12 protein-coding genes are annotated in these 13,232 nt (G+C 49.3%); 3 read left to right on the top strand and 9 right to left on the bottom strand.

Translation table 11 applies throughout. The features are described 5' to 3' along the window. Positions 1-6 precede the first annotated feature (6 nt). Together pstB and phoU are read left to right on the top strand one after the other, a co-directional pair. Positions 7-780, top strand: a complete 774-nt coding sequence (gene pstB, locus F3F96_RS02665) for a phosphate ABC transporter ATP-binding protein PstB (RefSeq protein WP_176961680.1) — start codon at positions 7-9, stop codon at positions 778-780. Between the two features lie 10 nt (positions 781-790). Next, positions 791-1,501 carry a phosphate signaling complex protein PhoU gene (gene phoU / locus F3F96_RS02660; RefSeq protein ID WP_176961679.1) on the top strand — a complete coding sequence of 237 codons (711 nt, stop codon included), beginning with the start codon at positions 791-793 and terminating at the stop codon, positions 1,499-1,501. A gap of 85 nt (positions 1,502-1,586) precedes the next feature. Here phoU and F3F96_RS02655 read toward each other — a convergent pair whose 3' ends face one another. The 9 genes from F3F96_RS02655 to ppk2 (F3F96_RS02615) form a co-directional block, all read right to left on the bottom strand. Next, positions 1,587-2,813, bottom strand: coding sequence for an inorganic phosphate transporter (locus F3F96_RS02655; RefSeq protein ID WP_176961678.1), 1,227 nt, complete (start codon positions 2,811-2,813; stop codon positions 1,587-1,589). A 51-nt stretch (positions 2,814-2,864) separates the two neighbouring features. Next, positions 2,865-3,545, bottom strand: a complete 681-nt coding sequence (locus tag F3F96_RS02650; RefSeq protein ID WP_176961677.1) for a TIGR00153 family protein — start codon at positions 3,543-3,545, stop codon at positions 2,865-2,867. A gap of 207 nt (positions 3,546-3,752) precedes the next feature. Continuing rightward, positions 3,753-4,007, bottom strand: coding sequence for a hypothetical protein (locus F3F96_RS02645; protein WP_176961676.1), 255 nt, complete (start codon positions 4,005-4,007; stop codon positions 3,753-3,755). A 122-nt stretch (positions 4,008-4,129) separates the two neighbouring features. Next, complete coding sequence (locus tag F3F96_RS02640) at positions 4,130-5,968, bottom strand: Na/Pi cotransporter family protein (RefSeq protein WP_176961675.1); 1,839 nt, start codon at positions 5,966-5,968, stop codon at positions 4,130-4,132. A gap of 211 nt (positions 5,969-6,179) precedes the next feature. Beyond that, positions 6,180-6,452 (bottom strand): hypothetical protein, encoded by a 273-nt coding sequence (locus F3F96_RS02635; RefSeq protein ID WP_176961674.1) that lies wholly within the window; start codon positions 6,450-6,452, stop codon positions 6,180-6,182. A 12-nt stretch (positions 6,453-6,464) separates the two neighbouring features. Next, positions 6,465-8,294 carry a Na/Pi cotransporter family protein gene (locus F3F96_RS02630; protein WP_206675252.1) on the bottom strand — a complete coding sequence of 610 codons (1,830 nt, stop codon included), beginning with the start codon at positions 8,292-8,294 and terminating at the stop codon, positions 6,465-6,467. Positions 8,295-8,406: 112 nt separating this feature from the next. Continuing rightward, entirely contained in the window at positions 8,407-9,267 is an 861-nt protein-coding gene (gene ppk2, locus F3F96_RS02625; protein WP_370465487.1) for a polyphosphate kinase 2, read from the bottom strand. A 219-nt stretch (positions 9,268-9,486) separates the two neighbouring features. Next, a complete protein-coding gene (gene ppk2, locus F3F96_RS02620; protein ID WP_176961672.1) occupies positions 9,487-10,434 on the bottom strand; it encodes a polyphosphate kinase 2 in 948 nt (315 codons plus the stop codon). Between the two features lie 182 nt (positions 10,435-10,616). Further along, positions 10,617-11,534, bottom strand: a complete 918-nt coding sequence (ppk2, locus tag F3F96_RS02615; RefSeq protein WP_241697602.1) for a polyphosphate kinase 2 — start codon at positions 11,532-11,534, stop codon at positions 10,617-10,619. Between the two features lie 141 nt (positions 11,535-11,675). On the opposite strand from ppk2 (F3F96_RS02615), the gene F3F96_RS02610 reads away from it, so the two are divergent. Next, the gene (locus F3F96_RS02610) at positions 11,676-13,229 is read left to right on the top strand and encodes a Ppx/GppA phosphatase family protein (RefSeq protein WP_176961671.1); all 1,554 of its coding nucleotides are present in this window, start codon (positions 11,676-11,678) and stop codon (positions 13,227-13,229) included. Positions 13,230-13,232: the final 3 nt, after the last annotated feature.

Here is a 13,232-nt window from a genome sequence, read left to right as displayed (position 1 = left end):
GACATCATGAATAAGACAACCGTAGAAAATACTATCACCATCCGGGATCTGAAACTCTGGTATGGCGACTATGAAGCCCTGCACGGCATCGATCTGGATATCCAGAAAGGCAAAGTAACCGCATTTATCGGCCCCTCCGGTTGTGGTAAGTCCACCTTCCTGCGCACCCTAAATCGTATGAATGACCGCATTCCGGGCTGCCGTGTAGAGGGCGAGATACTGCTCAATGGGCAGGATATCTATGCACCCTCTGTCGATGTTGTACAGCTGCGCTCTTATGTTGGCATGGTGTTCCAGAAGCCCAACCCCTTCCCTAAAAGCATCTATGAAAATGTCGCGTATGCCCCGCGCATTCACGGCATGGTCAAAGATGGCGCTGAGATGGATGAGCTGGTCGAAACAGCCCTCCGACGTGCCAGCATCTGGGATGAGGTGAAGGATAAACTACAACAGCCCGGCACCGCCCTCTCCGGTGGCCAACAGCAACGCCTCTGTATTGCCCGCACCATTGCTGTGAAACCTGAGGTCATTCTGATGGATGAACCGTGTTCAGCCCTTGATCCGATTGCCACAGCCAAGATTGAAGAGCTGATGGATGAGTTGAAAGAGGAGTACACTATCGTCATCGTCACCCATAACATGCAGCAGGCAGCCCGTGTCTCCGATTACACCGCCTACTTCTATCTTGGCGATCTGATGGAATTCAACGATACCCACACTATCTTCACAGCTCCTGCGAACCAGAAGACTGAAGATTATATTACCGGCCGTTTCGGTTAAGGATAGAACCATGAAAACACATACGATTAAACGATTTGAAGATGAAATGAACGAGCTGAAAGATAAGGTGCTCGCCATGGGTGGTCTGGTTGAGAAAGCGACCAAGCGCTCCATGAACTCCCTGATTAAACATGATGCTAAACGGGCCCATAAGGTAATCGAACGCGACCATACCATTAATGCAATGGAGATCGAGATCGATGAGATGACACGTACCATGCTGGCTCTGCGCCAGCCTGCCGCCAGCGACCTGCGTTTCGTGATGACTACGATCAAGGTAGTGACTGATCTTGAGCGCATGGGTGATCTGGCTGAAGACATCGCTGAGAACATGCTCGACACCGAAGATCATCCGCTGATGCAGGTGACATCACTACAGCGTCTCTCTGAAGTGGTACTCACCCAGCTTAGGGATGCACTGGATGCATTCGCCCGCGGTGATGTGGATGCGGCGCTTAAATGTATTGATGGCGATAAAAGGATTGATGAGATGTACAAAGCCATGCAGCGCGAATTTCTCACCTACATGCTTGAGGATCCGCGTCAGATCACGGCTGCACTGATCGCATCCAATATTGCCAGAGACCTTGAACGCATTGGCGATCACGCAGTCAATGTGGCTGAGATGGTGATCTATATGGTTAAGGGTAATGATATTCGCCATATCGACCATAAAACCGCGACTGCAATTGTCAGCGGCGAACTGGATGAAGAGGTTTAATCACTACCCAGTTTAACGGCTACAAATAAAAAAGCAGGGGCACAAGGCCCCTGCTTTTCTTTCTCCCCTCCACTTCCTCTACTTCTTAGCTGAATGCGCCTTTGAAGAAGAAGAAGAACAGAATCGACAGAATCGCACCTGCCGGCAATGTGATAATCCATGACAGGAAGATCGTCTGGATCACACCGATGTTCAAAGCACCAATACCACGAGCAAGCCCTACACCAATCACCGCACCCACCAGTGTATGCGTGGTTGAGATCGGCAGACCTGTACCCGAAGCCACAACAACAGTCGTTGCAGCAGCAAGAGTCGCAGCGAAACCGCGACTTGGCGTCAGCTCACTAATACCGGAACCAACCGTTGCGATCACTTTATGACCGTAAGTCGCCAGACCCAAGACGATACCACCGCCACCAAGCACCAGAATCCAGATCGGAGTCGCCGACTTGGCAGCAACTTCACCAGCACTACTGACAATGCCGTAGACTGCTGCAACCGGACCAATCGCATTGGCCACATCGTTGGAGCCGTGGGCAAAGGCCATGGCAATCGCTGTAAAGATCATCAATACGCCGAAGATCTTCTCCATATTGGCAAAGTGGAATTTTTTATCCTCTTTCTTGGTGAACGTCAGTCGTTTGATCATGAACGTACCGATTACCGCAAAGACCACACCAATAAGCGCAGCATAGATCATATTCTCGTCAAACGGCAGTTTCACACCGACATGTTTCAGACCCTTGAGCAGGGTTACCATGGCCATGATGAAACCAACCAGGAAGATATAATAAGGTACATACTTCTTGGCTTTCTCAAGCGGATCCTCGGTATCGATAATCAGCTTCTGAATGCTTCTGAACAGTGCGAAACCGATCGCGCCTGCCATCAGTGGCGAAGTGACCCAGCTCAGTGCGATGGTACCAACCTTGGCCCACTGAACCGCTTCCATGCCGATACCAACTGCTCCGAAACCGACGATAGCGCCAACGATTGAGTGAGTGGTGGATACAGGCCAACCCATACGGGTAGCGACCAGCAGCCAGATACCTGCAGCCAGCAGGGATGCAAGCATTCCGTAAACAAGAAGCTCGGGCGTACTACCTAACGATGAGACATCGACTATGCCCTTACGAATGGTTTTGGTTACTTCACCACCGGCAAGAACCGCACCGGCACACTCGAATATGGCGGCAATAATAACCGCCTGTTTAAAGGTCAGCGCACCTGATCCGACCGATGTGCCCATAGCATTGGCAACGTCGTTCGCACCAATACCCCAGGCCATGAACAGGCCGAATACAACGGCCATGCCAATTAATATAGTTGAATTTGCAACAAGAATGTCCACGAATTTCTCCCCTTATCGTGCCAGTAACAGTTCGAGACGTGCACCAACGCGTTGAGCGATATCGGCCACCTCACCTACATTTTGAATCATGCGATAGAGGAACACTGCATCAATCGGATCCAGACTCTTTTCAATGACAAACAGTGCGTTATTGAGCTGAGTAGCAAGCTTATCTGCACCGTATTCGATATCGTCGAGATCGTTAATCATCTCTTCAACACTGCTGACTTCACGGCCACGGAAACCAACCTCAACCAGCTCATCGAGCTCATTGACAATCTTCTTGGCCTGACGGGAGGAAGCAATACACTGCTTGACCAACTCAATCAGCAGATCTGCAATCTCATCCGGAATTGTCATCTGACGACCGCTCACATAACCGGCAACCTCTTTGGCTTTGTTGGCCAGGCGATCCTGATTCAATACGATATCAAGGATGCGTTCGCGTGGCATCGGCATGAATAGTGAATTTGGCAGCTGGATACGAAGCGAATGTTTCAGATCATCAGCTTCTACTTCCAGTCTGTGAATCTCTCGCTCCAAAACAGCAGCCTGCTCGTAATCTTTTGCGATCACAGCCGCAAAGAATGGCTCGAGTTTTTTCACAGCTTCATGAGCCTTGCTGATATGTTCCTGCAGCGGTGCCACCGGCGAACCGGCAAACATATTTGATATTGGACTTCTTCTAACCATATTCACTCCCGAATGTTGGCCTTGCGACCTAAAGCGTTAAAACGAAAACATACTACAGTCCAATTGTGACATTCGTGTGACATATAAGTCAGGAATATGACAAATACGACATCTTTTTTTGACGGGGTGTTGCCGGCTCCCAGCACAAAAAAAAGCGCCCGGATATCCGCACGCTTTTTTTTGCAAAAAAGATTCTATCTATTGAATTCAAGGCTCCGTCTGCGCACGAATCTTCACAAGCAGTTCACTACCTTTCCGGCTCTGTGAGAGACAGATATTTAGCTCCTGCAGCAACAACTCACGCTCCTCTTCATCTGCTTCCAGATTTATCGCTTTCCTAAGCTGCGCCTCTTTTTCCTGAAGCTTTTTCATCACCTTGCTGAGCCCCTCTTCTGACTCCTTAAGTTGCCCGGCATGACTATCAAAAAAGTTAAGTCGTTTTAGTAACTTCTTCAGTTTCATCCCCACTCCCCTCACCGATCATGTTACCGCATAAAGGTGCTCATCGCTGCGGACAATAGATGCTACAATTCAATTGTGACATCTATGTGACCAGGGCCTAAAAGAGGTATATTAGCGTTGCATCAGCGACGTTCAGCAATCTCCCGCTCAGTAACCTCCCGCTCATCACTGAGAACTGAATTGATCTCCTCTCTGTTCAGGGCAATCATATGCTCAGCCTCTGTCTCTGATCCCTCTTCAGACTTCAAGTGGTTGTGGTTAATCTGAATCAGACTATTGATGATGCTATAGGTGTAGTTACTGTCATTCATCAGAGAGATCGCCATATCCGCCGAGATATGACCCTCGCGAATCAGCTCATCCAGACGGCCATGCAGCAGGCTCATGTTTTTCTCCAGCGTCAGCTTCAGCGCATCGAGTGAGAGAATCGATGTAGCCGTACTCTCCTGGCTGCGAATATTCTCCAGCCTGCGTATCACCTTGGCGATGCGCTGACGCAGACGATTGTATTCAGCGCTGATATGCGCATTCTCCGAATCGATATAGAGCAGCATATTCTTCTGCAGATGTTTGACATCTTTAAGTGTGATCAGGATCGACTGATTGGCCAGACGAATGCGGCTGACCTGCCGTGATGTGGCCTCATCGGTAGAGAGCCTGTTGCTATAATCAAGGATAGAACTGCAGAGGCTTTTGATCTCATGTTCGTAAACCTCATCAATATCATATTCAACCGCTTTATCATGCGCCTTAATCACCTGCTTCAGTTTGGCATCGGAGAGGATCTCCTGTTTATCCAGAGACAAACCTTTGGCAATCACCCCGATCGCTTTCTCATAGATGCGCGCGGTCTCCTTGCGTAGTGCTTCAAGCGCGGTATCACCGAACTCCAGTGACGCTTCATTGAGATACATCGGTTGAGCGTGAATATCCGGCTCAGATTTGAACAGTCGCGTCACCAGCCCTATCAGCGGATTGATCAGTGGTACCATAATTATCACACCGGCCACATTGAAGATGGTATGGAAAACCGCCAGTTTCATCGTGTAGTCATCATCGGCCAGGCCAATCAGAGAAGAGATGCCATCAACCAGTCCCATCATCGGCTGCATAAATAGAATAAACAGGATACCTGCACACACCTTAAACAGCACATCCGCCAAAGCCAGTCGCTTGCCGACGACGTTTGATGAGAGTGCGCCAAGCACCGCGGTAATGGTTGTGCCCACATTGGCACCGATCGCCAGTGCCAGTGCATTATCATAGGTAATCTGCTGCACAGAGAGCGCGGTGATAATAAGCACCAGTGTGGCGTGGCTCGATTGCATGATAATCGTGGCAATGATACCGATCAGGGTAAAGACCAGAATGCCTGCCATCCCCTCCATCGCATAAGCTGTCAAATCAAGGCTATTCTGGAACGCCTCAAACCCCTCTTTCATATGATGAATACCGAAAAACAGGAAACCAAGACCGACCAGAATATAACCGACACCCTTCATCGACTTCGATTTCTGGAAGATCAGCATCACACCAAACACCAGCATTGGCATGGCATAAGCAGAGATTTTCACCTTCAGGCCGAAACCGGCAATCAGCCAGGCACCTGTCGTGGTGCCTACATTGGCACCAAAGACAATTCCCAGCCCCTCAACCAGCCCGATCATCCCCACACTCAGGAATGAGATGGTGATCACAGAAACCAGTGAACTCGACTGCATCACGGTGGCTGCAGTAAAGCCAAAGGTGAGGCTTTTCCACATTTTGTTGGTACTTCTCTTGAGTATCTTCTCAAGCACACCGCCGGTGAATGCCCGGAATCCCTCCTCAAGCGCCAGCATGCCAAACAGAAAAATAGCCACGCCGGCAGAGATCTCTTTAAAGTCAGGGCTGATCCAGAAGCCGTAAGCCAGAATCAGCATAATCGAAGGCAGAATCACCTTTCGCAGTGTGTTCCTCATGTTATATATATCCTTAATTGTTATTAAGGTTACTCTGAAAAAGTCAGAGTAACCGAGCAGACCATGGACGGTCTGCCAAAATCGTGCACTCTAAGTGCTTGATTTTGTGAGCAAAGGAACAATGACACTTTTTCCTTTGCATAAAAAAACAGCGCCCGGAAAAACCAGAGCACTGCGTTTGAAGCAGGGGTTCAGAGGCAGTGTGAACTGCTTATTTTTTACCTTTCTTACGCACAGAGGAGAGCAGTGTGATGCCTTTTTTGCGTTGTGAATGCACCACTTGCAACTCCTGCTCAAGCATCTCGCGCTCATCTTTATCACGCTCAGAAGCAATCAACGATTCAAGATGCTTCTCTTTCTTTTTAAGCTTTTTAAGCACTTTGGAGAGACCATCATCTTCCTGCTGGATCTGTTCGGCCTCTGCATTCATGTACGATTTAAGCTTCTTCAACAGCTTCTTTTTCAATGTATTGTCAAATTTCATGCTAATCCCCGTTCACCTATACTCTGTAATTTCCCGATCATCTGCCAGTACAGTGCCGATCTCTTCCCGATTCAAAGCGATCATATGTTCGGCCTCTGTCTCACCCCCCTCTTCGGATTTCAGATAGTTATGGTTAATCTGAATCAGGTTATGGATAATACTATAGGTATAATTACTGTCATTCATCAACGATATCGCCATCTCAGCCGAGACTTTGCCATCACGGATCAATTCATTCATACGCTCATGCAACAGACTCATATTTTTCTCCAGTGTCAGCTTCAACGCATCCAGCGAAAGAATGGATGTCGTACTCGTCTCACCACTGGCACGAATCTTCTCCAGTCGGCGCATCACCTTGGCGATACGCTGACGCAGCCGGTTATATTCAGCGCTGATCTCCGGGTTATCAGAAGCAATATAGCGCTTCATATTCTTCTGTAGATGTTTCACATCTTTGAGTGCAATCAGGATCGATTGATTGGCCATGCGGATTCGACTGATCTGCCTGGCAATGACCGGATCAGCAGAGGAGAGTTTATTGGTGTAATCGAGAATCGCACTGCAGAGATGCTTGATCTCATGCTCATAGACATCATCGATATCATAATCAATCGCACGAGCATGCTGTGCAATCACCTTTTTAAGTTTAGCATCAGAGAGAATCTCCTCCTTATTCAGAGACAGACCCTTGGCGATCACATCGGTTGCTTTCCCATACACACGTGCCGTCTCCATGCGCAACGCCTCAAGGGCGGTATCGCCAAACTCGAGTGATCCTTCATTGAGGTATTTCGGCTGTGCATAGCGATCCGGCTCAGACTTAATCACCCGCTCAAGGAAAACCACCAGATGATTAGTGAACGGGATCATCACGATGACTCCGATCAGGTTGAACAGGGTATGGAATACGGCCAGTTTAAGGGTGTAATCAGTTTCGCCAATACCTACATAGGCACTGATGAGATCCACAGCCACCAATAGCTGGTGAATAAAGGCAATCGCAATCAGACCTGTCGTCACATTAAATATAAGATGTGCTCCGGCCAGCCGTTTGCCCACCTCATTGGATGATAGTGCGCCGAGAATTGCCGTAATCGTCGTACCTACATTGGCGCCAATCGCCAGTGCCAGCGCATTCTCATAGGAGATCTGCTGTGCAGCCAATGCGGTAATAATCAGCACCAGCGTGGCATGACTCGACTGCATCACCACCGTTGCAAAGATTCCGATTGCCGTAAACAGGAAAAGTCCGGGATATCCGGTCACCGCATATTCGGCCAGATCGATGGCAGATTTGAAGGTTTCAAAACCCTCTTTCATATGGTGAATACCGAGGAAGAGGAAGCCGAGACCGGTCAGAACATAACCGATGCCTTTGATGTGGCGCGATTTCTGGAAAATCATAATCACGCCGAAGACCAGCATCGGCATGGCATAGGCCGAAATCTTCACCTTCAGACCGAAACCGGCCACCAGCCAGGCTCCGGTTGTCGTACCGATATTCGCACCAAAGATAATACCAACACCCTGAGCAAGGCCGATCAGCCCGGCACCGAGGAATGAGATCGTAATCACAGAGACGAGCGAACTGGACTGCATGATGGTCGTTGAAAGGATACCGAAAGAGACACTCTTCCAGAGCCTGTTGGTAGTTCTCTTGAGAATCTTCTCAAGAATTCCGCCCGTAAATGCTTTGAAACCCTCCTCAAGGGAGAGCATGCCGAAGAGGAAAATTGCAACGCCCGCTGCAATCTCTTTAAAGTCGGGACTGACCCAGAAGCCGTAGGCCAGAACCAGTAGAATGGCCGGAAGCATTATTTTATGCAGTGTGCTTTTCACGAATATTATATCCTATTCCTTCATATAAAATATTAGGCCCTGCCAGGCAGATTGCGCAGGCAAGGGAAACCTTAATGCCCCCATCTCAGAGGGCGTTACATATGATCAACGATCAGCCAGTAAATTTACCGCTTCTCAGACGCTGCTTATTCATCAGCTCGATCTCTCTGGCTCCGGAGATCACCACCTTCTCATCAGGTACAAAATCCAGGCCTTCATTATAACCTTCATAATCCACCGCATTGAGGATGGTCTTGATGGCATTGAGTCTGCATTTATGTTTATCCATCGAACGAATCACCGTCCATGGCGCTGATGAGGTATGCGTGCGCTTAAGCATCTCATACTTTGTTTTGGTAAAGTCGTCCCAGCGCTCCTGTGCCTGCATATCCACTTCAGAGAGCTTCCACTGCCTGAGCGGATCAGTGGTGCGCCGGTCAAAGCGGGCCTTCTGGGCATCTTTGGTGACGCTGAAATAGAGTTTTACGAGAATTGTACCCTGACGAATGAGATCCTTCTCAAAACCAATCACACCCTTCATGAAATTTTTATACTCTTCTGTTGAACAGAATCCGAAAACAGGCTCAACCATGGCCCGGTTGTACCAGCTGCGATCAAACAGCACGACCTCGCCACCATGTGGAAACTGGGAGACATATTTCTGGAAGAACCACTGACTACGCTGCTCTTCGGTCGGCTTTCCCATAGCGATGATGCGGTAATGTTTTTCATTCATGTAACGGGTAACGCGGCGAATGGTGCCGCCCTTGGCTGCTGCATCCCGGCCTTCAAATAGAATAATCATACGTTGATTCGTTTTATCAAGATGTTGCTGCAGTTTGATCAGCTCGGCCTGATAGGGCTTGAGCTCTCTCTCCTGCAGATATTTGGTGATGATGCTTTCTACTTTATTGTCGCTTAGTCCATGCTCTTCTATGAGTTGTTCATAGCAGGGAGGATTTTCTTGCGGCATGACCTCCGGGCCCTCATCCAGGGTAACCTCAGGGTTTGCCAACAGATTCATCTCTTTCTACTCCTTAAATATTTGAATTCCCTCTGACACGCTACATCTCCAAAAGGACCCGGCATTATACACAAAAGCAGCCCCTTTGAAATATGAATAAACTCGATTGTGGCTGTTTCATACAGGTTGTGAATAAAAAAAAGGGCGGTAAAAACCGCCCTTTGATCGTTATGCTGACTGATCCGCTTCTGGCAGATCATCCGCTACTTTGTTTCTGCTCTTACTGCGCAAGCGATCCCGCTGCATTAACTCAATCTCACGCGCACCTGAAATCACCACATTGTCATCAGGCACATAATCAAGTTCCATGTTCACTTTGTCATAATCGACTGAGTTGAGGATCACCCTGATGGCATTCAGACGAGCCAGATGTTTATCGGTAGAGCGAATCACAGTCCACGGTGCTGAGGCAGTATGGGTGCGCCTAAGCATCTCAAACTTCACCTTATCAAAATCTTCCCAGCGCTCCTGCGCCTGCACATCCACTTCAGAGAGTTTCCACTGGCGCAGTGGATCATCCTTGCGGCGATCAAAGCGCTTCTGCTGCACATCCTTGGTTACACTGAAGTAGATCTTCACCAGAATGGTGCCCTGACGTACCAGATCCTTCTCAAAACCACCGACACCCTTCATGAAGTTCTTATACTCGGCATCGCTGCAGAAGCCGAACACCGGCTCTACCATCGCACGGTTGTACCAGCTACGATCAAACATGGCGATCTCACCACCATGTGGGAACTGGGAGACATATTTCTGGAAGAACCACTGCGTGCGCTGCTCATCAGTCGGTTTGCCCATGGCAATGATGCGATAATGTTTCTCATTCATGTAACGGGTAACACGGCGAATGGTGCCGCCCTTGCCTGCTGCATCCCTGCCCTCAAAGAGGATAATCATGCGCTGATTGGTCTGTTCCAGATGCTTCTGCAGATTAATCAATTCCGCCTGAAACGGTTTAAGCTCCTGCTCCTGCAGATATTTGGTGAGAACCTTCTTCACCTTCTCATCAGTAAGCTCATTTTTTTCAATCAGCCGGTCATAACACTTGGCCTGAGCTTCTGAGCCATCAGCTTCATCTGTTTTAGGGGTGAAATCAGCATTAACCAAGGTAGTCATTATTATTCTCCAGGGGTTGAATTGCTCACGCGGAGCGGTTCCGCAAGAGGGGTAGCATTATACACACCCTGAGCAAATCTTGAAGCCTCAAATTGCACTCCGACAGTTATCACTACTACAACACGACCATAAAACAGGCAAGGGTATGATCAAGCGCTCCCTTGCCTGTCTGAGGAGGCCATTTACCCTTTTTTCTTCCCCTTGCTGCGCAACCTCTCCTTCTGCATCAGTTCAATCTCTCTTGCTCCGGAAATCACAATCGTGTCATCCGGCACATAATCGAGCTCCAGATTGCTGGTTTCATACTCCACAGCGTTAAGGATCACTTTAATGGCATTGAGGCGGGCCAGGTGTTTATTGGCAGAGCGGATAAGCGTCCACGGTGCAGCTGCAGTGTGGGTATGCTTGAGCATCTCGAACTTCACCTTATCAAAATCGTCCCAGCGCTCCTGCGCCTGCACATCCACCTCGGAGAGCTTCCACTGCCGTAGTGGATCATCCTTACGACGTTCAAATCGTTTCTGCTGCATCTCTTTGGTCACACTGAAGTAGATCTTCACCAGAATAGTTCCCTGACGCACCAGATCCTTCTCAAAGCCGACCACACCGGTCATAAAGTTGTTATACTCCTCATCCGTGCAGAAGCCGAACACCGGCTCCACCATAGCGCGGTTGTACCAGCTGCGATCAAACATCGCGATCTCTCCACCGCGGGGAAACTGGGAGACATACTTCTGGAAAAACCACTGCGTGCGCTGCTCTTCGGTCGGCTTACCCAGCGCAATAACGCGATAGTGCTTCTCATTCATATAACGGGTCACACTGCGAATGGTTCCACCTTTGCCCGCGGCATCCCTGCCTTCAAAGAGAATAATCATGCGCTGCTTGGTCTGTTCAAGGTGTTGCTGAAGGTTAATTAGCTCAGCCTGATAGGGTTTAAGCTCCTGCTCCTGCAGATAGGAGGTGATGATTTTCTCAACCTTACTATCATCAAAACCATGTTGATTGATCAAGGCATCGTAAGGCCTTGTCTCCGGATTTGAGCTACGCTGTGAACTCTCTTTATTCTGATTCTCATCATTAAACGGTGCATCCATCATGCATACTCCCTGAGTAGAGTGTCGCCCCTATCTACAGAGGACGAAATATTCTACACTGCAAATCCACAATTAATACACAGGAATATGGATCTGTGCCGAAATTAGATAGCGATTTCCTAAACACCACGGCAGCATAAGCAGATGGAATTTGTCAGCCTTATTTCAGATGATGCACTACCCGAGAACAGCGCTCTTGTCGCGGCTATTGATGTCGGCTCCAATGCCATGCGTCTTGGTATCGCCATGCAGGATACCAGCGGCACGCCGACACTGGTTCAGCGCTACAGAGAGCCGGTTCGTCTTGGTCATGACGCTTTTACCAGCGGTACCTTCAGCCCGCAGACCATGGAAGATGCGCTGGAGGCATTCCGGCAGTTTCGCCGCATCCTTGATCAGCACCAGATTGAGAAATACCGCGCCACGGCGACCAGTGCGATGCGTGACTCCAAAAATGGCAGAGAGCTGGCCAAACGTATTTTTGATGAAACAAACATAGATCTTCAACTGATCAGCGGCGAAGAGGAGGCACGACTGGTGCACTACTCGATCAGCCGCCGTGTCGATATGGAAGATAAGTTTACGGTACTGATCGATATGGGTGGCGGCAGCGTTGAGGTCACCACATGTGATGATGGCGAAGTGATTGGTGCCCAAAGCTTTAAGATCGGCACCGTTCGCCTGCTGGAGATGCTCGGTCAGGAGGGTGATTTCAACACCCTGCTCTCTGAATACCTCGATGGCACACGCAAAAAACTTCGCGAACAGATCGGCAGCCGCAAGGCCGACAGCTGCATTGCAACCGGTGGCAATGCTTCTGCCATCGGTGAGTTGGCTTTTCAGATTCTGGGAACTGAATCAGCAGCCTGCATCCGTCGCAAAGAGCTGAAAAAACTGATCAGAAAACTATCCAAACTCAGCTTTGAGGAGCGTGTTCGTGATCTGGGGCTGAGGCCTGATCGAGCCGATGTAATCCTGCCTGCTGCCATGGTGTTTTATGAGATTATGAAGCTCTCCGGCGCCAAGAAAATGGTGATGCCTGATGCCAGCCTGCTCGATGGCATTGTTCTGGATATGGTGGACAGCGAAGAGCAGACCTTTGATTCACAGCGTCGTAATCTCATTGCATGGGCACGCAGTCTGAAAAACAAATACCATGTGGATCGTAAATATGGCAAAGAGGTGGCAGGTCTTGCGCTGGTACTGTTTGATCAGAGCCGTGAACTGCATGCCCTACACCATCGTGACAGACTTCTGCTGGAGGTCGCAGCCCTGGTGCATGAGATCGGCATGTATGTGCGCGTCGGCGGTCACCACCGCCATGCCGCCTATCTCATATCGGTAGCACCGCTGCTCGGCTTAAGTGATAATGAAAAACAGATACTCACCCAGCTTGTGCGCTATCAACGCAAAGGCAGCCCCTCAGATAGCCACAAGGAGTTCTCAGAGCTATCTAAAAGTGCCCAGTTGAAGGTGTGGCAACTCAGTGCCCTGCTGCGACTGGCTATCGCTCTGAACAAGGAGCGCCGCAACCGCATCAGTCGCTTGAGTTTGAATGTTGAGCCGGAGACCGCAGCCCTGAATATCGAAGGCAGTGGTGATATGTTGCTGGAACGCTGGGCCGCCCTTCAGACCGCAGACTATTTCAGAGAAGCTTTTGGCCTGCCCCTGCACATCGACCTCGAACAACCAAGTTAAACC

The sequence above is a fragment of the Mariprofundus sp. NF genome (genome assembly GCF_013387455.1).
In the GTDB taxonomy this organism is placed as follows: Bacteria; Pseudomonadota; Zetaproteobacteria; order Mariprofundales; family Mariprofundaceae; genus Mariprofundus.
Note: the sequence above shows the minus strand (reverse complement) of the source record. Positions and strands in the feature narration are given on the sequence as shown.

Bases quoted from the DNA above. Each gene is read 5' to 3' on its own strand.
- pstB (WP_176961680.1), top strand. From the start codon at position 7: ATGAATAAGACAACCGTAGAAAATACTATCACCATCCGGGATCTGAAA.
- phoU (WP_176961679.1), top strand. From the start codon at position 791: ATGAAAACACATACGATTAAACGATTTGAAGATGAAATGAACGAGCTG.
- F3F96_RS02655 (WP_176961678.1), bottom strand. From the start codon at position 2,813: ATGGCCGTTGTATTCGGCCTGTTCATGGCCTGGGGTATTGGTGCGAAC.
- F3F96_RS02650 (WP_176961677.1), bottom strand. From the start codon at position 3,545: ATGGTTAGAAGAAGTCCAATATCAAATATGTTTGCCGGTTCGCCGGTG.
- F3F96_RS02645 (WP_176961676.1), bottom strand. From the start codon at position 4,007: ATGAAACTGAAGAAGTTACTAAAACGACTTAACTTTTTTGATAGTCAT.
- F3F96_RS02640 (WP_176961675.1), bottom strand. From the start codon at position 5,968: ATGAGGAACACACTGCGAAAGGTGATTCTGCCTTCGATTATGCTGATT.
- F3F96_RS02635 (WP_176961674.1), bottom strand. From the start codon at position 6,452: ATGAAATTTGACAATACATTGAAAAAGAAGCTGTTGAAGAAGCTTAAA.
- ppk2 (WP_370465487.1), bottom strand. From the start codon at position 9,267: ATGCCGCAAGAAAATCCTCCCTGCTATGAACAACTCATAGAAGAGCAT.
- ppk2 (WP_176961672.1), bottom strand. From the start codon at position 10,434: ATGACTACCTTGGTTAATGCTGATTTCACCCCTAAAACAGATGAAGCT.
- ppk2 (WP_241697602.1), bottom strand. From the start codon at position 11,534: ATGATGGATGCACCGTTTAATGATGAGAATCAGAATAAAGAGAGTTCA.
- F3F96_RS02610 (WP_176961671.1), top strand. From the start codon at position 11,676: ATGGAATTTGTCAGCCTTATTTCAGATGATGCACTACCCGAGAACAGC.